Annotated in this window: 25 protein-coding genes; 14 read left to right on the top strand and 11 right to left on the bottom strand. The window is 67.4% G+C overall.

The genetic code is table 11. The annotated features are described in order from the left end of the window. Positions 1 to 51: 51 nt before the first annotated feature. From ACIO3S_RS12505 to ACIO3S_RS12495, 3 genes are read left to right on the top strand one after another with little or no spacing between them, the layout of a single operon-like run. On the top strand, positions 52 to 1,686 hold the full coding sequence (locus ACIO3S_RS12505; RefSeq protein ID WP_400463663.1) for a long-chain fatty acid--CoA ligase: 1,635 nt from the start codon (positions 52 to 54) through the stop codon (positions 1,684 to 1,686). Between the two features lie 38 nt (positions 1,687 to 1,724). Next, entirely contained in the window at positions 1,725 to 2,870 is a 1,146-nt protein-coding gene (locus tag ACIO3S_RS12500; RefSeq protein ID WP_400463660.1) for an acyl-CoA dehydrogenase family protein, read from the top strand. 46 nt (positions 2,871 to 2,916) lie between these two features. After that, on the top strand, positions 2,917 to 4,935 hold the full coding sequence (locus tag ACIO3S_RS12495) for an FAD-dependent oxidoreductase (RefSeq protein WP_400463657.1): 2,019 nt from the start codon (positions 2,917 to 2,919) through the stop codon (positions 4,933 to 4,935). 143 nt (positions 4,936 to 5,078) lie between these two features. Here ACIO3S_RS12495 and ACIO3S_RS12490 read toward each other — a convergent pair whose 3' ends face one another. From ACIO3S_RS12490 to ACIO3S_RS12470, 5 genes are read right to left on the bottom strand one after another with little or no spacing between them, the layout of a single operon-like run. Next, complete coding sequence (locus tag ACIO3S_RS12490) at positions 5,079 to 6,614, bottom strand: bifunctional 3-(3-hydroxy-phenyl)propionate/3-hydroxycinnamic acid hydroxylase (protein ID WP_400463654.1); 1,536 nt, start codon at positions 6,612 to 6,614, stop codon at positions 5,079 to 5,081. Next, entirely contained in the window at positions 6,614 to 6,964 is a 351-nt protein-coding gene (locus ACIO3S_RS12485; RefSeq protein ID WP_400463651.1) for a DoxX family protein, read from the bottom strand. The genes ACIO3S_RS12490 and ACIO3S_RS12485 overlap by 1 nt, the downstream gene beginning before the upstream one ends. A gap of 8 nt (positions 6,965 to 6,972) precedes the next feature. Then, a complete protein-coding gene (locus ACIO3S_RS12480) occupies positions 6,973 to 8,892 on the bottom strand; it encodes an acyl-CoA synthetase (RefSeq protein ID WP_400463648.1) in 1,920 nt (639 codons plus the stop codon). Further along, positions 8,889 to 9,824 carry a fumarylacetoacetate hydrolase family protein gene (locus tag ACIO3S_RS12475; protein ID WP_400463645.1) on the bottom strand — a complete coding sequence of 312 codons (936 nt, stop codon included), beginning with the start codon at positions 9,822 to 9,824 and terminating at the stop codon, positions 8,889 to 8,891. The genes ACIO3S_RS12480 and ACIO3S_RS12475 overlap by 4 nt, the downstream gene beginning before the upstream one ends. After that, a complete protein-coding gene (locus ACIO3S_RS12470) occupies positions 9,821 to 10,954 on the bottom strand; it encodes a VOC family protein (RefSeq protein WP_400463642.1) in 1,134 nt (377 codons plus the stop codon). Before ACIO3S_RS12470 ends, ACIO3S_RS12475 begins: the two co-directional genes overlap by 4 nt. Before the next feature lie 232 nt (positions 10,955 to 11,186). Here ACIO3S_RS12470 and ACIO3S_RS12465 point away from each other — a divergent pair, with 232 nt between their 5' ends. From ACIO3S_RS12465 to ACIO3S_RS12455, 3 genes are read left to right on the top strand one after another with little or no spacing between them, the layout of a single operon-like run. Continuing rightward, positions 11,187 to 11,795, top strand: coding sequence for a hypothetical protein (locus ACIO3S_RS12465; RefSeq protein WP_400463640.1), 609 nt, complete (start codon positions 11,187 to 11,189; stop codon positions 11,793 to 11,795). 12 nt (positions 11,796 to 11,807) lie between these two features. Beyond that, positions 11,808 to 13,151, top strand: coding sequence for a Dyp-type peroxidase (locus tag ACIO3S_RS12460; protein ID WP_400463637.1), 1,344 nt, complete (start codon positions 11,808 to 11,810; stop codon positions 13,149 to 13,151). Positions 13,152 to 13,164: 13 nt separating this feature from the next. Beyond that, positions 13,165 to 14,262: a catalase family protein gene (locus ACIO3S_RS12455; RefSeq protein WP_400463635.1), complete on the top strand. Its 1,098-nt coding sequence runs from the start codon at positions 13,165 to 13,167 to the stop codon at positions 14,260 to 14,262. A 29-nt stretch (positions 14,263 to 14,291) separates the two neighbouring features. On the opposite strand, the gene ACIO3S_RS12450 is transcribed toward ACIO3S_RS12455, so the two are convergent. Continuing rightward, complete coding sequence (locus tag ACIO3S_RS12450) at positions 14,292 to 14,966, bottom strand: TetR/AcrR family transcriptional regulator (protein ID WP_400463632.1); 675 nt, start codon at positions 14,964 to 14,966, stop codon at positions 14,292 to 14,294. A gap of 332 nt (positions 14,967 to 15,298) precedes the next feature. Here ACIO3S_RS12450 and ACIO3S_RS12445 point away from each other — a divergent pair, with 332 nt between their 5' ends. From ACIO3S_RS12445 to ACIO3S_RS12430, 4 genes are all read left to right on the top strand, one after another. Then, positions 15,299 to 15,820, top strand: a complete 522-nt coding sequence (locus tag ACIO3S_RS12445; protein WP_400463629.1) for a PadR family transcriptional regulator — start codon at positions 15,299 to 15,301, stop codon at positions 15,818 to 15,820. Further along, positions 15,817 to 16,806 (top strand): zinc-binding alcohol dehydrogenase family protein, encoded by a 990-nt coding sequence (locus tag ACIO3S_RS12440; RefSeq protein ID WP_400463626.1) that lies wholly within the window; start codon positions 15,817 to 15,819, stop codon positions 16,804 to 16,806. Before ACIO3S_RS12445 ends, ACIO3S_RS12440 begins: the two co-directional genes overlap by 4 nt. A 98-nt stretch (positions 16,807 to 16,904) precedes the next feature. Next, on the top strand, positions 16,905 to 17,057 hold the full coding sequence (locus ACIO3S_RS12435; protein WP_400463623.1) for a hypothetical protein: 153 nt from the start codon (positions 16,905 to 16,907) through the stop codon (positions 17,055 to 17,057). A 19-nt stretch (positions 17,058 to 17,076) separates the two neighbouring features. Beyond that, entirely contained in the window at positions 17,077 to 17,418 is a 342-nt protein-coding gene (locus tag ACIO3S_RS12430) for a hypothetical protein (RefSeq protein ID WP_160023009.1), read from the top strand. A gap of 18 nt (positions 17,419 to 17,436) precedes the next feature. Here the strand turns inward: ACIO3S_RS12430 and ACIO3S_RS12425 are convergent, their stop codons facing one another. Next, the gene (locus ACIO3S_RS12425; RefSeq protein ID WP_400463620.1) at positions 17,437 to 18,060 is read right to left on the bottom strand and encodes a class I SAM-dependent methyltransferase; all 624 of its coding nucleotides are present in this window, start codon (positions 18,058 to 18,060) and stop codon (positions 17,437 to 17,439) included. Positions 18,061 to 18,066: 6 nt separating this feature from the next. Continuing rightward, positions 18,067 to 18,693, bottom strand: a complete 627-nt coding sequence (locus ACIO3S_RS12420) for a GNAT family N-acetyltransferase (protein ID WP_400463617.1) — start codon at positions 18,691 to 18,693, stop codon at positions 18,067 to 18,069. A gap of 143 nt (positions 18,694 to 18,836) precedes the next feature. Here ACIO3S_RS12420 and dop point away from each other — a divergent pair, with 143 nt between their 5' ends. From dop to prcA, 4 genes are all read left to right on the top strand, one after another. Beyond that, the gene (gene dop / locus ACIO3S_RS12415) at positions 18,837 to 20,348 is read left to right on the top strand and encodes a depupylase/deamidase Dop (RefSeq protein ID WP_400463614.1); all 1,512 of its coding nucleotides are present in this window, start codon (positions 18,837 to 18,839) and stop codon (positions 20,346 to 20,348) included. Positions 20,349 to 20,464: 116 nt separating this feature from the next. Then, on the top strand, positions 20,465 to 20,662 hold the full coding sequence (locus ACIO3S_RS12410) for a ubiquitin-like protein Pup (RefSeq protein ID WP_008356645.1): 198 nt from the start codon (positions 20,465 to 20,467) through the stop codon (positions 20,660 to 20,662). A gap of 3 nt (positions 20,663 to 20,665) precedes the next feature. Then, a complete protein-coding gene (gene prcB, locus ACIO3S_RS12405; protein WP_400463611.1) occupies positions 20,666 to 21,502 on the top strand; it encodes a proteasome subunit beta in 837 nt (278 codons plus the stop codon). Then, the gene (gene prcA / locus ACIO3S_RS12400; protein WP_160023019.1) at positions 21,499 to 22,353 is read left to right on the top strand and encodes a proteasome subunit alpha; all 855 of its coding nucleotides are present in this window, start codon (positions 21,499 to 21,501) and stop codon (positions 22,351 to 22,353) included. The genes prcB and prcA overlap by 4 nt, the downstream gene beginning before the upstream one ends. Positions 22,354 to 22,423: 70 nt before the next feature. Here prcA and ACIO3S_RS12395 read toward each other — a convergent pair whose 3' ends face one another. The 3 genes from ACIO3S_RS12395 to ACIO3S_RS12385 form a co-directional block, all read right to left on the bottom strand. Beyond that, positions 22,424 to 23,293 (bottom strand): DMT family transporter, encoded by an 870-nt coding sequence (locus tag ACIO3S_RS12395; RefSeq protein ID WP_400463607.1) that lies wholly within the window; start codon positions 23,291 to 23,293, stop codon positions 22,424 to 22,426. Between the two features lie 208 nt (positions 23,294 to 23,501). After that, complete coding sequence (locus tag ACIO3S_RS12390; RefSeq protein ID WP_400463604.1) at positions 23,502 to 23,942, bottom strand: VOC family protein; 441 nt, start codon at positions 23,940 to 23,942, stop codon at positions 23,502 to 23,504. A 112-nt stretch (positions 23,943 to 24,054) separates the two neighbouring features. Beyond that, the gene (locus ACIO3S_RS12385) at positions 24,055 to 25,509 is read right to left on the bottom strand and encodes a SulP family inorganic anion transporter (protein ID WP_400464619.1); all 1,455 of its coding nucleotides are present in this window, start codon (positions 25,507 to 25,509) and stop codon (positions 24,055 to 24,057) included. Positions 25,510 to 25,670: the final 161 nt, after the last annotated feature.

The following is a 25,670-nucleotide window of genomic DNA, read 5'->3' as shown; positions in this document are numbered from 1 at the left end:
TCCCACCACGGGCCGACGAAGGTCTGAGAACACGAACTGAAGGAACTCGCCATGCTAGGAACGATGCAGGACGAGCAGCTCTCGCTCGCCACCCTGTTGCGCTACGGCTCCAGCGTCCACGGAGATCGCACGGTCTCGACCTGGACCGGGGAGGGCGTTCGGACCATGACCTTCCGCGAGCTGGGTCACAACGCCGGCAGACTGGCCAACGCGCTCGCGAAGCTCGGCATCGGCGTCGGCGACCGAGTTGGAACGTACATGTGGAACAACAACGAGCACCTGGTCGCCTATCTGGCCGTTCCGGCAATGGGCGCTGTCCTGCACCCGTTGAACATCCGCTTGTTCCCCGAGCAGCTCCAGTACGTGGCCAACCATGCCGAGGACCAGGTCGTGGTGGTCGACGATTCTCTCGCGCCGGTCTTCAGCCAGCACCTACCTCAGCTGAAGACGGTGCGGCATGTGATCGTCAACGGTGACGCGGGATCGCTGGTGGTGCCTGACGGTGTCCAGGTCCACAGCTGGCAGGATCTCCTGGCCGCGGAGAACGAGGAGTACGACTACCCCATCGTGGACGAGAGGTCCGCCGCGGCGATGTGCTACACGTCGGGCACGACTGGTGACCCGAAGGGCGTGGTCTACACCCACCGTTCCAACTGGCTCCACGCGATGCAGCTGATCAACCGCGACGGGATGGGGTTCACCGGTGAAGACACCGTTCTGGCGATCGTCCCGCTCTTCCATGCCAACGCTTGGGGCATTCCGTACGCCGCGATGATGAACGGCGCGAATCTTCTGATGCCGGACCGATTCCTGCAACCAGAGCACCTCCTACGGCTCATGGACTCGGAGAAGCCCACCTATGGGGCTGCCGTCCCGACGATCTGGAGCGGGGTCCTCGCACATCTCGAGGGCATCGACCAAGACATCTCGCACCTGAAGACCGTGACCGTCGGCGGCGCTGCACTCCCGCCAGCGATGATGCATGTCTTCGAGGAGAAGTACGGCGTCCGGCTCCTCCACGCGTGGGGCATGACAGAGACCTCGCCCCTCGGGTCTGTCGCCCATCCGCCTGCCGGCGTTTTCGGTGATGAGGCTTGGCGATACCGCTACACCCAAGGTCGGTTTCCCGCAGGGGTGCAGGCGCGGCTGGTGGGCGACGACGGTGCGATCCTCCCGCACGACGGGATCGCCATGGGTGAGCTGGAGGTCCGCGGGCCGTGGATCACCGGCTCCTATTACTCGCCGGCTGAGAACGTGGTCGACCCTGACAAGTTCCGCGATGGCTGGCTGCGCACCGGCGACGTCGGACGGATCTCGTCTGACGGCTATCTCACTCTCGTCGACCGGACGAAGGACGTCATCAAGTCCGGTGGCGAGTGGATCTCCTCGGTGGACATCGAGAACGCCGTGATGGGGCACCCAGCGGTGATCGAGGCTGCTGTGATCGGCGTACCCGACCCCAAGTGGGACGAGCGGCCTCTGGTTGCCGTGGTGACCACTCCCGACGCAGACGTGACCCCGGAGGAACTCCGTGAGTTCCTCGCGGGCCAGTTCGCCAAGTGGCAACTGCCTGAGAACTGGGTGTTCGTCAGCGAGGTTCCCAAGACGAGCGTCGGCAAGTTCGACAAGAAGCGACTTCGCGTCATGCACGCCGAGGGTTCACTCGCGGTCGAAACACTCGCCTGAACGACCACCGACCCTTCGCAAACAACAGCCGGAGTCCGATGAATCGCACGCTGTACGCCGACGACCACGAAGCCTTCAGAGGGACGGTACGCACCTTCCTCGACCGCTCTGTGATTCCCAACCTCGACAAGTATGCAGAGAACGGGATCCTTCCTCGGGAGTTCTGGCTCGAGGCTGGTGAGCTGGGCATCCTGGGTCTCGAGGTTCCGTCGTCCTACGGAGGTGCGGGTGTCGACGACTTCCGATTCAACGCGGTGGTCGCAGAGGAACTTGCCAAGGTGAACCTGGCCCTATCGACCGCTGTAGGAATTCACGCCGACACGACCGCGCCCTACGTTGCCGAATTCGGAAACGACAAGCTTCGTCAACGCTGGCTTCCCGGCATCGCCTCCGGGGAGGTCGTGCTGGCGATCGGCATGACGGAGCCCTCCGGTGGGTCCGACTTGGCGGCCCTGAAGACGACCGCCGTCAGGGATGGAGCATCGTGGGTCGTGAACGGATCCAAGACCTTCATCTCGAACGGTTATTCCGCCGATCTGGTGGTCACAGCCGTTCGCACGAGCCCTGAGAAGAAGGCTCGTGGGATCACGCTGTTCGCAGTCCCCGCAACGACGCCTGGCTTCCATCGCGGGCGAAAGCTCGACAAGGTCGGGCAACGCGAATCGGACACCGCGGAACTGTTCTTCGAGGACGTCCGTCTCACCGACGACGACATCGTCGGTGAGGTCGACAACGGATTCATCCAGATGATGCAGATGCTTCCTCAGGAGCGCATCATCGGCGCCGTCGGCAACGTCGCCCAAGCCAGACAGATCCTCGAGGAGACGCTCGAGTACGTCAAGCAGCGTAAGGCGTTCGGATCTCCGATCGGATCCTTCCAGCACAACAAGTTCATCCTCGCCGAGATGTTCACCCGCATCGATGTCACCCAGATGTACGTAGATCGGTGCGTGTCCGCTCATGCGCAGGGCGTGCTTTCCGATGTCGATGCCGCCAAGGCCAAGTGGTGGAGCGCCCAGGTGCAGAACGAGATCCTTGACCACTGCGTGCAACTACACGGCGGCTACGGATTCATGAATGAGTACCGCGTTGCCCGGGCGTGGCGGGATGCCCGGGTGACCAAGATCTGGGCGGGCTCCAACGAAATCATGAAGGAGCTGATCGGCCGCGACCTCGGCCTCTGACACGTCCGCCGGCAGTTAGTCACTCGCTTTTCGAATGGAGTTTCACATGTCCTACCCTCACCTTTTCGAGCCGCTCGACCTCGGATTCACGCGCCTGCCCAACCGAGTGCTCATGGGCTCCATGCACGTTGGTCTGGAAGAGGTCGAGAACGGGTTCGAGCGGATGGCGGCGTTTTATGCCGAGCGAGCGCGCGGCGGCGTGGGTCTCATCGTGACTGGGGGCATCGCACCCAGTGACGCCGGACTCGGTTTGCCGAACGGGGGAGGTGCCAAGCTCACCACGGCGGACGAGGCGGATCAGCACCGCGTCATCACTGAGGCCGTACACGCGGAGAAGGGCCGGATCGCGATGCAGATCCTGCACGTCGGCAGGTACGGCCACCACCGCGGCGTCGTCGCCCCCAGTGCAATCCAGGCACCCATCAGCGAGTACGTTCCCCGGGAGCTCAGTTCTGCTGAGGTTGAAGAGACGATCGCCGACTTTGCGAGATGTGCCGCGCTGGCGAAGCAGGCTGGTTACGACGGTGTCGAGATCATGGGGTCAGAGGGTTACCTGATCAACCAGTTCATCGCACGGCGCACAAACCAGCGCACCGACGAGTGGGGCGGCAGCTTTGAGAACCGTATGCGCTTCCCCGTCGAGGTCGTGCGAGCGGTGCGCGAGGCGGTCGGGTCGGACTTCATCGTGATCTATCGGCTGTCGATGCTCGACCTGGTCCCGGACGGGTCGACGTTCGATGAAGTTGTCACTCTGGCCAAGGCCGTCGAGTCGGCAGGTGCGACGATCATCAACACGGGGATCGGTTGGCACGAGGCCCGTATCCCGACGATCGCCACGTCAGTACCACGCGGAGCGTTCGCCTGGGTGACCAAGCGGCTCATGGGTGTCGTGGGCGTGCCCTTGGTGACGAGCAACCGGATCAACACCCCCGAGAAGGCTGAGGAGCTACTCGCCGGCGGATACGCCGACATGGTCTCCCTCGCCCGTCCCTTCCTGGCAGACCCCAACTTCGTCAGCAAGGCAGCCAACAGCGCATCGCACTCCATCAACACCTGCATCGGCTGCAATCAGGCCTGCCTCGATCACGGTTTCGCCGGAAAGATCACCTCGTGCCTCGTCAATCCTCGTGCGTGCCACGAGACTGAGCTCGTGCTCGGTCCGACGCGGAGGACGAAGCGCGTCGCCGTGGTCGGGGCTGGGCCAGCGGGTCTAGCCGCCGCAACCGCTGCAGCCGAGCGGGGCCACCGCGTGGACCTGTACGACAGCGCAGATGCCATCGGCGGTCAGTTGAACGTGGCTCGCCAGGTGCCTGGCAAGCAGGAGTTCGATGAGACTCTCCGCTATTTCCGGCACCGGATCGACGCCACCGGTGTTTCGCTACGGCTACGGACTACGGTCGCCGCTTCGGATCTGTTCGGCTATGACGAGGTCGTCCTCGCGACGGGAGTTCGTCCCAGGACACCGGAGATCGCGGGCGTCGATCACCCCATGGTTTTGGGCTATCTCGACGTGCTGCGCGACAAGCGGCCCGTGGGCCGGAAGGTCGCGATCCTCGGTGCCGGTGGAATCGGCTTCGACGTGGCCGAGTACCTCACCGACAGCGGACTGGACCTCGGCACCAATGTGTCAGAGTTCCTCGCCCAGTGGGGAGTCGACCCTGACCACCGGGACGCTGGTGGACTCAAGGCTCCGCTCCGGTCGCCATCCCCTCGGGACGTCACGCTCATGCAGCGAAAGCCGACGAAGGTCGGTGCCGGGCTGGGCAAGACGACGGGCTGGATCCATCGCACCGAACTCAAGCACCGAGGGGTTGAGATGGTCGCGGGGCTGACCTACGACCGCATCGACGACGAAGGCCTGCACTACCTCGTCGGTGAAGAGAAGCGGGTGCTCGGGGTCGACAACGTGATCCTGTGCACTGGTCAGGAGCCGAACCGGGACCTCTACGACGCGCTGCAGTCGGCCGGTTTGCCGGTGCATCTCATCGGAGGAGCGGACGTCGCGGCGGAGCTGGATGCAAAGCGCGCGATCGACCAGGGCACCCGACTCGCGGCTGCTCTGTGACTTGCGCCAGGGAGCTTGGCTACATGGTCGACGTCGCGTCGTTGGCCGGCCCCGGTCTTGCTGAGGATCTGCAACCCTCTCGGGCCTCCGATGAGATGCACCGGCAAGAATGATGGCGCCGGTGGACAACGGTGGAGATCGTCCTACGAGGGCTTGGGGCAGAAGTTCGGGGTCGCGGCGCAGACGGCGGCCACGTCGCGACTGGCAAGCATGACCGTTCGATCTGGCCGCACCAACGCCGCGGTCATGCGGTTGTGCGTGAGCCAGGCGTGGAGTGGGGAGCCGACGGGGGCCTCGACCGCGACCGCGCCCCGACTGGTCAGGAGCGAGCGTTGAGAGGCGGTGAGGGGCTGCGCGGAGATGACCGCGAACCGGTGCCCGACGGTCTGGTCGAACCGGCGGCCGTCGGAGATGACCGCATTCGGTGCCAGGCGCCCTGCCGGTGAGCGGCGGAGCCTCGACCTCCTGACGAGTGCGGTACGCGCCAGTGCGGGGGTCTCGCTGTCCAGGATCTTGGAACGCATGCCCGGGATGTAGCGCAGGCGCGGGGCAAGGACGCCGCGAGCGGTGTCGCCTGCGCGGCCGCCCTGGGTCATCAAGACGCCCATGAGCTTGGCGATGCGGATCAGCGCACGAGCATGCGGTTTGCGCTCGGCCTCGTAGGTCTCCAGCACGCTCTCGGGGAGATCTCCGACCAGCACGCCGGCGATCTTCCAGCTGAGGTTCATCGCGTCTCGGAGGCCTGCGCCCATTCCTTGGCCGATGAACGGCGGCGTCAGGTGCGCGGCGTCGCCCAACACGAACACATGGCCATCGCGCCACCGGTCCGCGACCTGGGCGCGGAAGGTGTACTCCGCGACTCGGACGAGTTCCAGATAGGAGATGGCGGTGCCTTTCACCCAGGGCTGGATCATCGGAAGCAGAGCCTGGAGCGAGGCGAAGTCGTCCGCGGTCTCTCCCGGCAGCAGCTGAAACTCCCACCTGTACCGGGTCTCGCCGATGCGCATGTACGTCGCGGCACGGGCGGCGTCGCAGACCTGGTGGACGCCTTCCCACTGGTCGAGGTCAGTCGAGGTCGCGACGTCCACGACGAGCCAGCGCTGCTCGAAGTGCAGGTCCTCCATCCGGGCTCCGATGGAGGACCTCACCACGCTGTTCGCTCCGTCGCAGCCGAGGACGTACGTCGCCAGGACCGACTCGTGGGCGCCGGTGACCCGATCGGTGAAGTCGACGCGGACACGGCCATGACCGTCCTGGGTCACGTCGGTCACCTCGGCGTTGCCACGCACGGTGACGCTCGGCTGGTCCTTCAGGTTCGTGCGGAGCAGGTGCTCGAGGTCCGGCTGGTCGAACATGTTCGCGCGCGGATGCCCGTGCCGTCCTTGCGCGCCTCCCCGGTCGAACTCGGCCAGAACCTGAAGATTCCGGTCGACGAGTCGCAGACCCTGCGAAGCTCGCGAGATCGCCGCGAACTCGTCTGCCAACCCGAGCTCGGCGAGGATCCGGTAGATCTCGTCGTCCAGGTGAACGGCGCGAGGCTGAGGGTAGACCCCGTCCCAGCGGTCCAGCACGAGGCATCGGATGCCGTAGTGCCCCATCAGTGTTGCGGCGGTGACGCCGGTCGGGCCTGCTCCGGCGATGACTACCGGGTAGGTCTCGCAGGGAGCTGGTCGGTTCATCAGAGGCCCCCCAGCCTGAGTGCGAGGACGACGACGACCAGGCCGCCGAGCACGAGCGCCGGCACTGCTTCCTTGATGCCGTCACCGGCGCGGAAGTGGACGATGGTCGCTCCGCCGAGAAGGAGGAGCAGCCCGATCGTGGCCGCGACGGGAATCAACGTCGAGACCGCTCCCAGGAGCAGCCCGGCCGCGCCGGCGATCTCGAGGGCTCCGATGCCGCGGTAGGCGGCGACGCCGAATCCGACGTGGGCGGCTCGCTGAGCCATGGCGGGCAGAGCGAGCAGCTTGGCCGCGCCCAGCGCTGCGAAGACAGCGGCCAGGGCGACCGTGAGGATGGTCAGAGCAATCATCGAGGTTCCTACGGTCGGTCGTGCGTCTGGGAGAGGGGGAGGGTCGCGGCGACGAGGCGCCAGGCGATGGGATATCGCCCGAGGGCGTCCTTGACGTGCGCCTCGTCGAGTCCGGTCGTGGTCTCGATCTCGGCGACCACACCGCCGTCCTCGACCAGCCCGCGGACCTCGGCGACGCCGTCGACGCCAGCGAGGGCGGCCACGACCGCGTCGCGGGTCGCGTCAGCGCGCAGGGCGGGTTTGTAGGGCTTGCCGACGTCGGTGACCGGCATGGCCTCGAGGACGGTGACGGACTTGGGCGCGGCGGCCTGCTCGGCCACGTTGTCGCGCGCCCAGTCTCGTAGCTCGGCGGTGGTCGCGGTGGCACCGGGCATCAACGTGACGAATGCGACGGGCACCTCGCCAGCGTGCACATCCGGTCTGCCGACCGCTTGCGCAGCCGTGACCTCAGGATGGGACAGCAGGGCGTCCTCGATGATGGCGGGGTCGATGTTGTGGCCCCCACGGATGATCAGGTCCTTGGCGCGGCCGGCCAGGTGGACGAAGCCTTCGGCGTCGATCCGGGCCAGGTCGCCGGTGTCCAGCCACCCGTCGCGGAGCTTGCCGCGGCCGTCGAGCAAGAGGCGTCCCTCACCGCTGCGGCCGGTGACATAGCCCGGGAAGACTGTCGGCCCCTTGATCGCCAGGATGCCGACAGTGCCGTCCGGCAGGTCGACCCACTCGCCACGCGGGGAGATCTCCACGGTCTTGACCTGCTGGTAGGGCAGTCGTTGCCCGACCGCCCCCGGACGAGGGGCGTACGGGAAGCTGCGGGCACTGGCGCAGGTGGCCTCGGTGAGTCCGTACCCCTCCACCAGAGCGACTCCCGTGTGGGTCTCGAAGCTCTCGCGTACGGCCGGCGGCAGGGGAGAGGCACCTACCAACGCAAAGCGCAGGGAGGTGATGTCGGCGTCCACCGGGCACCCGGCCAGGAGGGCATAGACGGTGGGCACCGAGCTCATGGCAGCGATCTGGTAGCGCTCGACCAGCCGCCAGAAGCACCCGTAGAGATTCGCGTCGCGGTAGCCCTGCGGTCCGGCCCAAACGACGCGCTGCCCCTTGAAGAGTGGTGCCAGTACGGTCACGACCAAGGCGTTGACGTGGAACAACGGGAGCGCGGCGAACACGGTGCTGTCGTCGTCGAGCAGGCCGTTGGCCGCGATCATCCAGGCGTCCGAGACCTCGTTGGCGTGCGTGTGGGCGGCCAGTTTCGGGGTGCCGGTGGTCCCGCCCGTATGGAAGACGGCAGCCAGGTCGCCGCTGGTGGGCTCAACCCCCGCGAAGCTGAAGTCAGGTTCATCCTGAGCCAGTGTGGACAGGTACTCCAGACGTACGTCCCCGATCGCCGGAAGCGGCTCGGCTGGTCCATCGCCGGCGGTGGGTCGCAGCACCAGCAGGGCGTCCACTTCACCCTGGGACGCGATCTCGCGGGCCGTCTGCCACACACCTGGGTCGAGTTCGGGACCGGCGGCGATGAGTACCCGGGCGCCGGACTTGTTCAGGAGCTGCGTGATGTGGTCGGGGGAGAGTCCGGGGTTGATCGGGGCCGCGACGCCGGCAAGCTGCGCAGCGAGTGTCGCGGTGATGAGCTCGCCGCAGTTCGGAGACAAGAGCGAAACGGCATCGCCTCGGTCGACGCCGAGGCCGTGCAACAGGTTGGCGACCTGATGCACATCCGCGAGAAGTTCTCGGAATGTCCGCTCGGAGGGCTGCTCCCATCGTGCGGCGTCGGGGAGGACGGACACGGCCACCCGGTCGGGCCAGAGAGAGGCTGCCCGGCTCAGGAGGGAGTAGGTGGATTCGGGCAGCCCGCGGCTGCTGAGAGCGACCGCCTCGATGGCGGTCAGGTCGCTGGGCGCGTCGTACGTCGGCCAGAGCATGTTGTTCATCCGTGCCTCACCTCGGTGCGCTGCCGGCCCAGGTCGAGGGCGCCGTCGTCGGTCGCGATGGCGATCTCGATGACGTCGCCTTCCTCGAGGTACTTCGGGTTCTTGCCCTGTGCCTTGAAGAACATCCGCCACTTGGTCGCGGTCGGCAACAAGGAGCCGATGATCTCGACTGCCTTCGGGGGTGCGCTGAGCGCTGTGCCGACAGGGGTGCCGGTGAGCAGGAGGTCACCGGGATCGAGGCGCTGGAAGAGGGACAATGCCTGGAGCGCTTCGAGAGGGCTGTAGATCATGTCTGCGACGGTCATGTCCTGGCGTGGCTCGCCGTTGACCCACAGTCGCAGACGGAGGTCGGTGAACCGCTTCAGGTCGTCGGCTTCCAGCAGCAGCAGGGCCGGGCCGGTCGGGGTGAACGTGGGGTAGGACTTGGCCTCGAAGAACTGGGTCTTGGGCAGCTGTACGTCGCGTGCGGAGACGTCGTTGGTGATCACGAGGCCGGCGACGAAGTCTCCGAGGGTGTCTTCGGTGATCGTGGTGCCGACCGGCATCGAGCGACCGATCACGATGCCGATCTCGGCCTCGTAGTCGAGCAGACGGACATGGGGCGGACGTACGACCTCGTCGTAGGGACCACTGATCGATCCTGAGGTCTTGCGGAAGAAGGTGAGCGGGATGCTCGCCGGATTCATGCCTGCGTCCTTGACGTGGGAGGCGTAGTTGGTCATCTGCGCCACGACGCGGCACGGCACCGTCACCGGCGAGACCAGGTCGAGGTCCTGCACCGAGGTCGTGGCCGGCTGTGACAACGCCGCCACCACGGAGGCCCGGTCGGCCAGCAGGTCGGCGGTGGTGAGGGCTGCGGTCTCGACGCGGGTTGCGCCGTCGGCCTTCTGCACCCACCAGGCGTCGGCGGTACGGAGTACGGAGATGGTCATGATGAGGCAACTTTCAGGAGGCCGCGGAGGCGGGAGAGGTCGAACTCGTTGTCACCGCGCAGCGAGGTGAGCATCGAACCGAGCTCGCGGAAGGTGTCGGCGCGTCGGGGTGAGACGCCCATGAAGTCGGCAGAAGCCGACGGGCCCCACTGGGCGAGACCGGAGGCGGTCATCGGGGACCAGCCGGGCTCGAGGGTGTTGTCGAAGAGGTCACCGTCGGTGAAGTGCTCGACGAGAAACCCGTCGGGGTCGCGCCAGTAGTCGAAGATCTGGCTGCCCTCGATGTGACGACCGATGCCCCACGACCGGAAGTAGCCCAGCGCGAGGAGGTGCTCTCCGCCCGCCGCGAGCGCATCCAGATCGGCGACCTGGTAGGCCGAGTGCACGTAGCGGTTGCGAGGCCCCAGCGTCATCGCCAGCGTGTGGTGGTCGGCCGGCTCCGAACCGCGGTCGCATCGGATGAAGCTCATCGTGGGGCCACGGTCCCGCTGGCCCTCGAAGTACTTGAAGTCGCTGACGATCAGCCCGAGGTGCTTCAGATACCAGTCGAGCGTCTCGAGGTACTTGGTGGTCTGGAGCACGACGTGGCCCAACCGCTCGACCCGCGCCGGCTCGCGTGCGGGCCGCTGGGTCCGGTTCACCCGCAGGGACTGTCCGCCGACGTTGAGTGTCTGCACCGGCTGAGCGGGCAGGGCCGGATTCTCGTACAGGTCGGCCACCACTCGCACCCGGGCGCCGCTCGGGTCGACCAGATCGACGCCGAGGCCCCCGAGGTTCTCGGGGAGCTGTGCGGCGCTCGAGCCCACTGCCCCCGCGAGCCTCAGGACATCGGAGGCATCTGCTGCCTGGAAGGCGGCGCCGAGGTACTTGGAGGGTCCTTTGCGCACGATGACGCAGGGGCCGCCGGCCTCGGTGCCGCGGAGCAGGAGCTCGTCCGCCGTGCGGGTCAGCGTGCTGAACCCGAACGCGTGGGCGAACCGCTCCGATGCCGCCAGGTCGGGCTTCTGGAACTCCAGCCAGGCGAGGTCACGCACCTTGATCACCGGATCGGTCGACCGGCCCGGGTGCTCGCCGGGCAAGGCGCCTTGCTCGCTGTGGAGGTCGTTGTGCGTGCCGTGATGGCCCGTCATCATCCACTCCCTTCATCTCAACTGAGACAATCGTCACTCACGAGCATATCCTCAGTCAAGATTTCGCTGACGATTTCGTCATTCGTGAGCGAAGATCGGACTGATTGCTTCAAGATGGCCGTGGAATCTGTCGTTTGCCAATACCGGCATGACTGACAAATTCGTCAGCTACGGGTAATGTGGCGGCAACGCCCTCGTTTCAGGGCCGCCATCCATCAACCAAGGGGAAACCATGAGTGACCGCGATCTCGAGAACCGATTCCAGGGTCTGCCGACCACCATCCGCGAGAAGATCGACGCCGTCATCGACGACGCCAAGATCGCACTGAAGCTGCGGGTGGCCGAACTGCTGGCCGACAAGGAGGAGATGGCCGAGCACGCGGTCATCTCAGCCGGCCGCGTCGGCGCCAAGAGCGGCGAGGTGTCAGAGCTGACGGCGATCATGCCGCTGAAGCCGGGCGGCGCTGAGAAGCTGCGCAAGTTCTTCAACCTCATCGAGGGAAACCTGGCCGGCGCAGGCCAGGTCGGGACGCTGCACAACATGCGGTTCGTGTTCCTCGACAACGACACCAAGCTGCTCTTCGCCACCGCCTACGACGGCGAATGGGACCCCTACATCGACGACTTCGCGACCAAGATCCCCGAGATGATGGACTACCTGTTCAGCAACGTCGAGGGATGGCCCGGGATCCACTCGCCGGAGGTGAAGGACTTCATCGTCCAGTACCAGCTCCCGGCCGAAGCGTGGTTCGTAGCCCATCCCAATCTCACGGTCGCCGGCGCCAACCGTCTGAAGCGACTCGACCGCACGGTGCAGAACTTCCTCACCGAGCTCAACTGACCCCGCGCGGCCATGGACCTGTTCCGCCGCCTGACCAAACAGCCGACGCTCGAACTGGACGACATCCAGGCGGCAGTCCTGCGAGCGCGGCCCGAGCCGTACTTCGGCACCCACGCGATCCTGGAGATCACCGATGCCGCGGCCGGCAGGGAGCTCCTGCGGCGACTGGCGCCGCGGATCACCTCCGCGGCCAGCTGGGACAAGCCCGTCCCGGCGTGGACCATCGTGGCGATCAGCTACACGGGGCTGAAGGCACTGGGGGTCTCCGAGGAGAGTCTGGCCTCGTTCCCCGCCAACTTCCGCGCCGGGATGGCAGCCCGCGCCGAGAGGCTTCGCGACACCGGGCCCAACGCTCCGCAACACTGGGAGTTCCCCTTCGGCACCGGCCGCGCTCATCTTGCTGTCAGCGTCTACGCCGAGAGCAAGGAGGCATGGCAGGAGGCCGTCGCCGGCTACGAGCGCGAGCTGGCCGGGGTGGCGGGGGTCGACCTCTTGTCGCACCAGGACTTCGGGGCAACCGGGTTCAACGTGTTCGGCTACCGCGACGGCTTCACGCAGCCGGCGGTCGAAGGAAGCGGTGCGGAGACGATGCCCGGCGACGGGCGGCCGATCGCGCCGGGCGAGTTCGTCCTCGGCTATCCCAGCGAGACGGGCCGACCGCTGCCGATGCCGAGCCCGAGCGTCCTGGGGCACAACGGCACCTACGTGGTCTTTCGGAAGTATCACTCCCATGTCGCTGCGTTCAATCGGTTCTTGCACGACAACGCCGACACCGCCCAGGAGCGAGAGCTGCTCGCGGCGAAACTGGTGGGGCGATGGCGCAGCGGCGCCCCGCTCGCCCTCTCGCCGGACCGCGACGACCCTGCGCTCGGTGAGGATCCGAGACAGCAGAACCACTTCAAGTACGCCGACGACCCTCGCGGGCTGCGTACTCCGCTGGGATCGCACATTCGGCGCATGAACCCGCGCGACTCCAAGCTGGAGATCCTCAGTGACCTCAGGATTCGCCGGCTCATCCGTCGCAGCACGTCCTACGGCGACCCTGTCCCTGACGGTGAGGTGCGCGACGACGGGAGCAGTCGCGGCCTTGACTTCATCGCGCTCAGCGCACGGGCGATCGACACCGTCGAGTTCCTGCAGAGCGAGTGGGTCAACTCGGGCAACTTCGCCGGCCTCGACAAGGAGAAGGACCCGCTCATCTCCAACCAGGACAAGGGGGCGTACTTCACGGTTCCGGGCACGCCTCCGCGCCGTGTCCAGGGCATTCAGAGCTTCAACACGCTGCTGGGTGGGGAGTACCTCTTCATGCCCAGCCTGTCCGCCATCACCTGGCTGAGCCAGGAACCAACGGCCTGAACCGGAGATCATCATGACCGAACCCATCGGCTACGTCCGATACAGCGACGACCTCGAACAACCCTTCCCCGACGAGGAGGAACTGACCCGACAGGTCGTAGCAGCCATGCTCAAGGCCAACCAGCAGGTGGCCGCGAAGCACCGGCACGGCCTGCGCGATGCGCATGCCAAGAGCCACGGAGTGCTCGTGGGCGAGCTGCGCGTCCACGCAGGCCTACCCGAGCACCTCGCACAGGGCCTGTTCGAGGCGCCGGCAACGTTCCCGATCGTGGTGCGCCTCTCGACCGCCCCCGGCGACCTCCGTTCGGATCAGGTCCCGGTCCAGCGCGGGTTCGCCATGAAGGTCCTCGGCGTGGCCGGGGACCGGGCCGTCGAGGATGGCTTCAGCACCCAGGACTTCCTCCTGGTCAACCACCCCACCCTCCCGTTCGGCACGATCGGGGAGTACGCCAAGCTGCAGAACCTCCTCGAGAGCCAGCCTCGACAGAGCGATCAGCAGCTCAAGGTCCTCGGTGCGGGTGCGCGGGTCGCCGATGCCGTCCTGACACGCCTGCACCGGCCGATCCCGCCGGCCGTGGAGACCCTCGCCGCTCGGAACAACCACATCCTCGGAGAGACCTTCCACTCGATGGCGGCCATGCGCTACGGCGACCACGTGGCAAAGTTGTCGGTCGCGCCGCGCTCGACCAACGTCAAGAACCTGGCCGGGCAAGCCGTGGACTCCGAGCTCGGCGAATCCGCGCTGCGCGAGCTCGTCGGAGACTTCTTCACCGAGCAGGGCGCCGAGTACGACCTGCGGGCCCAGCTGTGCGTAGACGTCGAGCGGATGCCGGTCGAGGACGCCTCGGTGCCGTGGTCGGAAGAGCTTTCGCCCCACCAGATCGTGGCCACCGTGCACCTGCCGGCCCAGGACCCCTACAGCGACGCGAGGCGGCGCTATGCCGACGACGTGCTGTCGTTCAACCCGTGGCACGCGCTGGCTGCGCACCGACCGCTGGGGTCGGTCATGCGGTCCCGCCGCAGCGCCTATCCGCACTCGAGCACCTTCCGTCACGACTACAACGGCGTGACCAAGCAGGAGCCGGTCAGCATCGACGAGATCCCCGCCTGACCGCGGGGCTCAGCCGCCTAGCCACATCGCTAGGCGGCTGAGCCGTCCAAGGACACCGTGACCTCAGGCAACGGGCGGCTACAGATCTCGGCAGCCTCCTCGGCAGTCAGACCGAACGTCCGAAGCAGCGCTTCTGTCGTCTCGTCGGTGGTCGTCGCGTCGTCGCGCTCGGGATGATCGTGCAGCAGTTGACCCAGTGCGAGCGCGGACCCTCCTGCCAGTACGAGCGCGATCTCGGGGTCGATCATGGTGAACCGCCTCGTCTCCACCCCGCGGGCGATATCTCTCAGTGCACGCGGAGTCAGGCCCCGCTTCGAGGTGACCAGGCGAGCCCCGGTGGAGATCAGCACCTTGCTGAGCTCGGGGTAGGCGCGATGGAGCCGGCCCGTCAGGCGAAAACTCTGGGCGAAGGCTTCGGCAGCATCTTCGAGGTCTGCCGTCAGTTCATCCATGAGAGCGCCGTGGCGCTCCAGCGCATCGTCCACCGCAGCATCGAAGAGCTCCTCCTTGCTCTCGAAATGGTTGTAGAACGAGCCCATGCCGACATCGGCAAGCTGAGTGATCTCGAGGATTGCGACGCTCGTGCGCCCCTGCGCGATCAGCTGCTGACCGGCACGAACCAGGCTCGCACGGGTGCGAGCCTTGCGCCGCTCGGTGCGCGACGCAGTGGCTCCATCCGTAGATGGTCTGATCGTGTCCGGCATGCTCGGCACTCCTCGCTACAATGAATCGAAAGTTCATTGTAGCAATGATCAGCAATTCTGAGAGTTTCGTCATTCATTGGGACTGTGGCGCTGGCAGCCTGATCTGCATCTCGGCAGGGCAGGCGGCGTCCCCCGCGGGCGAGAGATCAGTTCGATCGAGCAGGTCTCCAACACCGGGCAGGATCTGTAACCTGTGCCGACCGCATCATCGGCCCGCCACCTGCGCAAAGGGTGGCGGGCCGATTGTTGTCTGCTGCCATGCGGGGGCCGCCAGGTCGCCTCCGGCGGAGGGCTACTGAACAATACCTCGAATCGAGGTATTGTTCGGTGACGTGAGCATCATCGACGTCATGGTCCTCGGCTTCCTGGCCGAAGGACCCCAGCACGGCTACGAGCTGCGCCGGAAGATCGAGCAGCTGTACGGCCACACCCGCCGCATCAGCGACGGCACGCTCTATCCGGCGACCGACCGACTCGAACGCAACGGCCATGTGGTCAAGAGGTCCGAGCCGGGGCGTGGTCGGGCCGGCCGACACACGCTCACTCTCACCGATGCAGGGCGGGCTCATCTGCTCGAAGCGATTCGCGCCGCCGACGGCCACGACATCACCGACGCGAGCCGGTTCTTGGTCGTGCTCACCTTCCTGTCGCTGCTGCCGGACCGTTCCGACCAGCATGCGGTCCTGCGCCGGCGACTGGAGTTCCTGGAGACGCCGGCGAGCTTCTTCTACGACGGTGACCGCCCGATCCGGGCCGAAGAGGTCGTCGACCCCTACCGTCGCGGGCTGCTGCTGACCGCCCGAGCCACCAGTGCCGCCGAGAGGGCCTGGATCAGAGAGGAGATCGACTCGTGAACTCGAGCCAGACCATGCGAGCTGTTGTGCTGGAGGCGCCCGGACCGGTGGACGCCCTGCAGGTCCGGGACCTGCCCCTCCCGGAGCCCGAACCGGGCTGGGTGCGGATCCGGGTCAAGGCGTTCGGGCTCAACCGCTCCGAGCTGCACACCCGGCTTGGCTTTGCCGGGGACTCGGTGACTTACCCGCGTGTGCTGGGCATCGAAGCCACCGGCGTCGTGGATCTTGCGCCGAGCGGCGAGTTCGAGCCCGGGCAGCAGGTGATGACGATGATGGGTGGGATGGGACGTACGTTCGACGGCGGCTACGCCGAGTACACCTGCGTTCCCGCGAGACAGGTCATCCCGTTCCGGTCCGACCTCGACTGGGGGACGCTGGGGGCGGTGCCAGAGATGCTGCAGACGGCGTACGGCTCCTTGACCGTCGGCGTCGACATCGAGCCTGGTCAGAGTCTTCTCATCCGAGGCGGCACCTCGTCGGTCGGAATGGCGGCAGCGGTGCTTGCCAAGCGGAGCGGTGTCCGCGTTCTCGCCACGACCCGGAGTGCGGCCAAGGCCGAGGCGCTCGAGGCGATCGGGGTCGATGACGTGCTGGTCGACGACGGCGATGTCGCGGCCCAGGTACGGCGGCTGCTCCCTGAAGGGGTCGACGGCGCGATCGAGCTGATCGGGACGCCGACGCTGCCCGACACGCTACGGTCCACCCGCCTCCACGGCACGGTGTGTTTCACCGGGATGCTCTCGAACGTGTGGACCGTCGAGGAGTTCTACCCCATCGACTACCTCCCCACAGGTGTTCGCCTCACCGCCTACTCCGGTGAGGCCGAGAATCTCCCGGCCGACGTTCTTCAGGGATTCCTCGACGATGTGGCCGCCGGTCATGCGGTGGTGCCGATCGACACGACGTACGACCTCGACAGGATCCGCGAGGCTCACCAGCGGATGGAGGACGGCGCGGCTCGTGGAAAGCTCGTCGTGGTCGTCTGACGGGCGTCGAACCCGTGGCGGGGTGTATTCGGCTGCGGACGGCGTCGCGCGGGGCTAGTGTTTGAGCGTTCGCGGTCCGGTGAGAATGGGGGAGCCAGATGGCAGCGGAGTTGCTGATCCTGGCCGGAGCGGTCGCGCTCGTCGCGGTCGTCGTCATGGTCGCTGTCGTAGGCCTCGTCGTGGTGCTGTCCGGTCGGGCCGAGCGAACCAACATTCAGCACAACGTCGGGGACATAGACCCCGGCATCTGATCCTCTAAGGTTGAACGACGTGGCAGACGAGATGGCGCGCAAGGACATCGAAGCAGGTCTGGAGACCCGCCATGAGCTGGGGGACGCGTTCGACGCCGAACTGGTAGCCGGCTTCGCCGACCGCATCGAGAAGACCGTCCAGGAGCGGGTCGGCGCCACCGCCGCCGCCCGCACTCTCGCCGAGCGCAACGAGTCGCGTACGTCCGTCTTCCAGTTCGTCCTGGGCGCAGGTTCGGCCGTGGCAGGCATCCCGATCAGCATCACCCTCGGCGTCACCGACAACCTCGGCGCCCTGGTGATCTCCTGGGTCGGCCTCGTCGGCGTCAACGTCGCTCACGCGCTGCGTACGCGCAAGCGCTGAGGGGCTGGGCTGCGGCCTTTACGAAGGACCCGCCCGCCCGACCGAGAGATACCCCCACGGCCGCGAGAACGACGGCCCGGGGAGGTAGGACTGCTCCAGCCGGTCGAGGGTGAAGCCGGCGGCCTCGACGAGCCGCGGGATGTCGCGGGCGAGGTGGCAGCCGCCGAAGAGGCGCTGCTGGAGGCCGTCCAGGCGGTGCTGCCAGCGAGCGACGCCGGGGTCGGGGGAGAGGCCGTGCTCGACGAAGCCGATGGTGCCGCCGGGACGCAGGACACGGCGCAGTTCGGCCAGGGCACCGGCGACGTCGGGGATGGTGCACAGCGAGAAGGTGACCAGCCCGGTGTCGACCGAGGCGTCGGCGAGCGGGAGGCGGGCGCCGTCGAGGCCGACGCGGCTCACCGGGACCGATGAGCCCGTACGGCGCGAGGCCGAGAGCTGCCAGGCGACGTCGGAGGGCTCGACGGCGACGATCTCGGTGACCTCGGAGGGATAGAGGCCGATGTTGCTCCCACTGCCGAAGCCGATCTCGACGACCTGGCCGCGGAGACCCTCACAGGCCTGCCGGCGCAGCGGCTCGAGCTGCTCGATCCCGCAGGTGCGGTCCACGATGTGTGGCACCACCCGCGACTCCCAGAGTCCCATGGGAGCTCACTCTTCCATCTCGCCGGTCCATTGGACACCGAGCAGCATCGAGTCCTCGCCCTCGACGAGCGTGGTGAAGCCGACGCGCCGGTAGAACCCGATCGCGCGGGTGTTGCCGGCGGCGACGCCGAGGTGCGCACCGCGTACGCCGGCGACGTGGAAGGCGCCGAGCATCATCCCGATCAGCTCCTTGCCGACGCCCTGGCCCTGGGCGCGGGGGAGCAGGTTGATGTGCAGGTGCGCCGGGAACTCGCTGAGGATCTCGCCCAGCATCCGCGGCGGGCGGTGGATCTGGGAGCGGAGCCGGGCGTTCCAGTCGTTCCGGTCGTGATCAGGCCCCGGATCGGGGTTGACGACGCGGAGCGCGGGCCACCAGTCCTCCTCGCACTCCTTCTCGAAGGCGCGGGTGAACGGGGTGCCGACGACGTAGCCCACCACGCCCTCGGAGTCGACCGCCACGAACCCGAGCCCGAGACGCAGCACGATGTAGGGAGCGGCGTAGATGTTCCCAGGCAGCCGCGGGTCGTCGTAGAACTCGGTGGCGTCCTCGCCCGATGCCCCGGTGAGCAGGCAGATCGAGAAGATGTCGTCGAGGTCGTCGGCAGTGGCCCGCCGGATCTCAGGAGTTCCCATGGCCCAACCTCACCATGACCGCTGCCACGCTCCCTTCACTAGGTCTCCTCCTGGTGCCGCCCAGCCGAACAACGTCGGGCAACCTCAGCGTGGCGTGTGGATGCTCACGTGCCTTCGTGCACGTGGCCGGTAGCCTTGCAGGCATGAGCGTACGACGGGTGATGGGCACGGAGGTCGAATACGGAATTTCCGTGGCCGGACAGCCCCAGGCCAACCCGATGGTGGCGTCCTCGCAGGTCGTCAATGCGTACGCATCCTCGACTCTCAAGGCGAGGAGAGCGCGCTGGGACTTCGAGGAGGAGTCGCCGCTGCGCGATGCGCGAGGCTTCGACATGTCGCGGCAGGTGGCCGATCCCAGCCAGCTCACCGACGAGGATCTCGGGCTCGCCAACGTCATCCTCACCAACGGCGCCCGGCTCTACGTCGACCACGCCCACCCGGAGTTCTCCTGCCCCGAGGTGACCAACCCGCTGGACGCGGTGCGCTGGGACAAGGCCGGCGAGCAGGTGATGCTCGACGCCTCCCGTGCGGCCGCGCGGCTGCCGGGCAACCCGCAGATCCACCTCTACAAGAACAACACCGACAACAAGGGCGTCTCCTACGGTGCGCACGAGAACTTCCTCATGCGCCGCTCGACCGCGTTCGCCGACATCGTCAAGCATCTGACCCCGTTCTTCGTCTCGCGGCAGGTCTTCGCCGGCGCCGGGCGGGTCGGGATCGGCCAAGAGCGCCCCAAACACGGCTTCCAGATCTCCCAGCGGGCCGACTTCTTCGAGGTCGAGGTCGGGCTGGAGACCACGCTCAAGCGGCCGATCATCAACACCCGTGACGAGCCCCATGCCGACCCGGAGAAGTACCGCCGCCTCCACGTGATCCTGGGCGACGCCAACCTCGCCGAGATCTCGACCTACCTCAAGGTCGGGAGTACGTCGCTGGTGCTCGCCATGATCGAGGACGGCTACATCACCCGTGACCTCAGTGTCGACGGCCCGGTCTCGGCGCTGCGCGCGGTCTCTCACGACCCGTCGCTGAAGACGTTGATCACGCTCAAGGACGGTCGCAAGCTGACCGGTGTCCAGCTGCAGATGGAGTATCTGGACCTGGCCAAGAAGTTCGTCGAGGAGCGCTACGGCTCCGACGCCGACTACCAGACCAAGGATGTCCTGGAACGCTGGGAGTCGGTGCTCGACCGCCTCGAGCGCGACCCGATGGAGTGCGCCACCGAGCTCGACTGGGTGGCCAAGTACAAGCTCCTCCTCGGCTACCGCGACCGTGACGGCTTGGAGTGGGACGACCCCAAGCTCCACCTGATCGACCTGCAGTACGCCGACATCCGCCCCGAGAAGGGCCTCTACCACCGTCTCGTCCGCGCCGGGCGGATCCAGCGCCTGATGACCGACGACCTGGTGGAGAAGGCGATGCACGAGCCGCCGAGCGACACCCGGGCCTACTTCCGCGGCCGCTGCCTGGAGAAGTACTCCGAGAACGTCGCGGCGGCCAGCTGGGACTCGGTCATCTTCGACCTGCCCGGGCGCGAGTCGTTGCAGCGGGTTCCGACCATCGACCCGCTGCGCGGCACGAAGAAGCACGTCGGGGGCCTGCTCGACTCCTCCGAGACCGCTGTCGACCTGTTCAACCGGCTGACCGGTTCGTGAGCGTCGATCGCGACTCGTGCCACATCTCGGCCCAACGTTCGACTTCTGCTTCCTCCCGTAGCGAAATCGGGCATTGTTTCCTCAGGTTTGTCGGTGCTAGTGGATAGGTTGAAGACATGGCACAGGAGCAGAAGCAGCCGAAGAAGTCCTCCGAGACGGAGGAGTCCGTCGAGACCGCGCCCGAGACCGATGTGAATGAGCGCAAGGAAGCGCTTGACTCCGACGTCGACGACATCCTGGACGAGATCGACGACGTCCTGGAGACCAACGCCGAGGACTTCGTGAAGTCCTTCATCCAGAAGGGCGGGCAGTAGTAGATGTCCGAATCCCGTATCCCGGCTGCCTACATGACGCCGGGCACCTCGTCCTTTGCCGATTTTCTGACGGCCCAGTCCCCGGAGCTGCTCCCGCGACGCGACGCGGCTGCGGGCAGTCTGAGCGACATTGCCCCGCACGGCACCACGATCGTCGCGGCCACCTTCCCCGGTGGCGTGATCATCGCCGGTGACCGGCGGGCCACCCAGGGCAACCTGATCGCCGAGCGCGACATGCGCAAGGTCTTCCCGTCCGACGAATACTCCGCGGTCGGCATCGCCGGCTCCGCGGGGCTCGCGGTCGAGCTGGTCAAGCTCTTCCAGACCGAGCTCGAGCACTACGAGAAGATCGAGGGCACCACGCTCTCGATCGAGGGCAAGGCCAGCCGGCTCTCCGCCCTCGTCCGGGGCAACCTCCCGATGGCGATGCAAGGCCTGGTCGTGGTGCCGCTCTTCGTCGGGTTCGACCCCGAGGCCGGCGAAGGAAAGATCTACGGGTACGACCCGACCGGCGGCCGCTACGAGCAGACCGGATACGCAGGCGTCGGCTCGGGCTCGCTGTTCGCCAAGGGTGCCCTCAAGAAGCTCTACCGGCCCGACCTCGACGAGGCCACGCTGGTCGCGGTCCTGATCCAGGCTCTCTACGACGCCGCCGACGACGACTCGGCCACCGGCGGCCCTGATCTGTCGCGCAAGCTGTTCCCGCTGGTCCACGTGATCACCGCCGACGGGGGTCACACGCTGCCCGACGCCGAGGTCGCGGCCGTTGCCGAGGCCGTCATCACCGGGAGGCTGCAGCGGCCCGACGGTCCCATCGCCGAGCTGGAGGGTGGCCGATGAGCACTCCTTTTTATGTCTCACCCGAGCAGCTGATGCGCGACCGCGCGGACTTCGCGCGCAAGGGCATCTCCCGGGGTCGGGCGTTGGTCTCGCTGCAATACGCCGACGGCATCGTGTTCGCCTCCGAGAACCCCTCGGCGGCCCTGCACAAGGTGAGCGAGATCTACGACCGGATCGCCTTCGCGGCGGTCGGGCGCTACAACGAGTTCGAGAACCTCCGCATCGCCGGGGTGCGGCTGGCCGACATGCGCGGCTACGCCTACGACCGGCGCGACGTCACCGGGCGTGGCCTGGCCAACGCCTATGCGCAGACCCTCGGCACGATCTTCTCCTCGGGCGGGGAGAAGCCCTATGAGGTCGAGCTGTTCGTCGGTGAGATCGGTGACTCCGCCGAGGACGACCAGCTCTACCGGCTGACCTACGACGGCCAGGTCGTCGACGAGCACGGCTTCGCCGCCATCGGTGGTGCCGCCGAGGCTGTGGGTGGCTACCTCAAGGAGCGCTACACCGAGGGCGCCTCGCTCGAGGACGCCATCAAGCTGGCGGTGGCCGCGCTCGGCCACACCGACACCGACGACCGCGAGATCGCCGCCAAGGACCTCGAGGTCGCGGTCCTCGACCGCAATCGCACCCAGCCGCGCAAGTTCCGCAGGATCCGGCCGGCGACGCTGCTCGAGATCCTCGGCTCGGCCGTCGCGACCCCAGAGGTCGAGCCGGCCAAGCCGGCCGCCGTCGAGCCGCCTGCCGACAAGCCGGCGGAGAAGCCGGCTGAGAAGCCGGTCAGCGACGCGCCGCTGGCCCCGCCCCCCGACGACGACGGCGAGCCGCCGATCGCCCCGCCCCTCGACTGACACCAGAAGCCGGGGAGTCTCAGGCGCACCCGGTGCGCCTGAGACTCCCCGGCTTCGCTCCGTGTCCGATCTACGCGAGACCGGCGACGGCGACCAGGATCAGCACAACCCCGGCGACCGCTGGCGCGGCGAGGCGTTCGCCGAGGACCGCTGCGGCAGCGACGGACGCGGCGACCGGCTCCATCAAGCTGGCCACGGTGGCCGCGCTGCTGCGCGTGGTGCGCAGCCCGGCATAGAGCAGGCCGTACGCCAGCGCCATCGTCGCCACGCCCAGGTACACCAGCCAGGCCCACACTGTCGCCGAGGACGAGACGAGCGACCCGCCGCCAAGCAGCGCCGACGGAGTGAGGGCAAGGGCCCCGACGCCGGTGGCGCCGGCCGTCACCAGCAGTGGGCTGCGCTGCTGAGCGAGCGGGCGCCCGACGGCAGTGGTGAGCGCGTACGCAGATCCGGACGCGGTCGCGAGCAGCACCCCGGTCACCGGCCGCTCGCCGCCGGCCCCGCTGCCGGCGTATGCCGAGGCCAGGACCAGCCCGGTCAGCGCCGTCGCCAGCACCACGAGCTGCCGGCCGCTCGGCCGCTGACGTGACGCGATGGCCTCGCCGGCGAGCAGAATCGCCGGAGCGATCCCGAGGCTGACGACGGTGGACACGGTCACTCCGACGGCGACCACAGAGGCGAAGTAGAGCGCTTGGTAGAGACCGGTCCCGACACCGACGACCACCGTGCGGAGGTCAAGGCGAAGGTCGCGCAGGCGGCCGACGAGGGCAAGGACGGCGAGCAGTACGACTGCGGCGATCAGCATGCGGTATGCGCTCACCGTGAGCACCGACATCGGCGTGGTCGCGCGGACGATCTGGAGGACGAGGCCGCCGGTGCCCCACAGGACGCCGGCGAGGCAGATCTGAACGAGCCCGAGACGGGCGGAGAGAGAGGACATCGAAGAGGTGCTCCAGGTTCGACAAGACGGATGGGCAGCGTCTGGAGCACGCCACAAGAGAGCCGATCCGCGCTCTCAGCGGCAGATCGGCGAGGCCGCTCCGGTCAGGCGACCGGCGGCGGAAGCAGGCCGAGATGCTTCGAAGTCATGGCCCGAAGTCTGCCACAGGCCCGAGGCCCGGACCCGCTGTCTCGTGTGATGCCCCGTGTCAGCCGATCTGGTCCGAGAGCGAGACGACGATGCCCTCGGGCCCGCGGACGTACGCCATCCGCACGACGTCCTCGTAGACGCCGACTCCGCCGACCAGCCCGTAGCCGTCCTCCACCAGGGCTGCGAGGACCGCGTCGAGATCGTCGACCTGGAAGCAGACGTTGCGCAGGCCCAGCGTGTTGGCCATCGCGTCAGGCGTACCGGGCACGTGGTCGGGACGTACGAACCGGGCGAGCTCGAGGGTGGTGTCGCCACCCGGCGGGCGCAGCATCACGACCTCGCAACGTGCCCCGGGGATCCCGCAGACGGTGTCGATGAACTCGCCCTCGACGAACGTACGTCCTTCGATCTCCAGGCCCAGGCCGACGAAGAACTCCGTGACCAGGTCGATGTCAGCGACGGTGATGCCGACGTGGTCGAACTTCAACAGGTGTGTCATGACTGCCATCCTCGTACTGTGCTCGTCGTTGTGGCGGGTGCTTTCGACGAGGGAACGAGGCCGGCGCGCCGATCTCTACATGGTCGGCGACATGAGTTCTTAGCGCCGAGCGTCAGTGACCGCTGAGCCGACCGGTCAGCCGCTCGTGCCTGTCGGCGCTGGAAGGGTTCAGGCCGACGATGCGTACGGACTTGTTCTTGGTCTCGTACTTGTGGGTGATCGCGTCGAGCGCCGCGACCGTGGAGGCGTCCCAGATGTGGGAGTCGGAGACGTCGATGACGATCTCGTCGGGATCGTCGGCGTACTCGAACTGGGTGTAGAGGTCGTTGCTGGAGGCGAAGAAGAGCTCGCCGGTGACCCGGTAGACGGCCTTCATGCGTCCGTCGGCGTCCTCGACGAGCTCCCGGTGTGTGTGGGTCAGGTGGGCGACTCGGCGTGCGAAGAGGGTCATCGCGACCAGGACCCCGACGATGACGCCGATCGCGAGGTTGCGGGTCGCGACGGTGACCGCGACGGTCGTGAGCATGACCACCGTCTCCGAGAGCGGCATCCGCCGCAGGGTGGCGGGCCGCACGGAGTGCCAGTCGAAGGCGCTGACCGAGACCATGATCATCACCGCGACCAGGGCGGCCATCGGGATCAGCGCCACGGTGTCGCCGAAGCCGACGACCAGGACGAGCAGGAAGACGCCGGCGAGGAAGGTGGACAGGCGCGTACGGGCGCCGGAGACCTTCACGTTGATCATCGTCTGACCGACCACCGCGCAGCCGCCCATGCCGCCGAGGAAGCCGGTGATCAGGTTCGCGAGACCCTGAGCGCCGGCCTCGCGGGTCTTGTCGGAGTGGGTGTCGGTGATGTCGTCGACGAGCTTGGCGGTCAGCAGCGACTCGAGCAGCCCGACCAGCGCCATGCCGAGGGCGTAGGGGGCGATGATCTTCAGCGTGTCGAGGGTGAGAGGTACGTCGGGGAGGAACCAGGTCGGCAGGCTGTCGGGCAGCTTGCCCTGGTCGCCGACGTTCGGCACGTCGACCGCGCCGATGACGGTGAAGGCGGTGAGCGCGACGATCGCGACCAGCGGCGCCGGGATCACCTTGTTGATCCGCGGGAACCCAACGATGACGGCGATGCCGACGGCGATCATCGGGTAGACGGCCCAGGGCACGTCGACCATGTGGACGATCTGCGCCTCGAGGACGAGGATCGCCAGCGCGTTGACGAAGCCGACCATCACCGAGCGGGGGAGGAAGCGCATCAGCCGGGCCACTCCGGCCAGCGCCAGCGCGATCTGGATCAGACCGCCCAGGAGCACGGTCGCGATCAGGTAGTCGTAGCCGTGGTCCCGCATCACCGGGGCGATCACCAGCGCGACCGCGCCGGTGGCGGCCGAGATCATCGCCGGCCGTCCGCCGAGGAACGAGATCGCGACGGCCATGGTGAAGGAGGCGAACAGTCCGACGCGCGGGTCGACCCCGGCGATGATCGAGAACGAGATCGCCTCGGGGATCAGCGCGAGCGCGACGACGAGACCCGCCAGCACCTCCGTACGCAGCAGCCGCGGCGAACGCAGCGCCGCGAGGACGCCCGGTTCGTTGCTGGCGGAGGACGAAGGCAGCGGTGAGGGCACGAGCCGCAATCCTAGGGCTGGCCGCACTCCTCGCCGGCTTTGTGAGCGGTGTGAGGTTCGACCCGTCCGGCGCCGGCTCGCGGTCGCCGTGCCGGTGGACGGCG

It is taken from the genome of Nocardioides sp. NPDC087217 (assembly GCF_044744805.1).
In the GTDB taxonomy this organism is placed as follows: Bacteria; Actinomycetota; Actinomycetes; order Propionibacteriales; family Nocardioidaceae; genus Nocardioides.
Note: the sequence above shows the minus strand (reverse complement) of the source record. Positions and strands in the feature narration are given on the sequence as shown.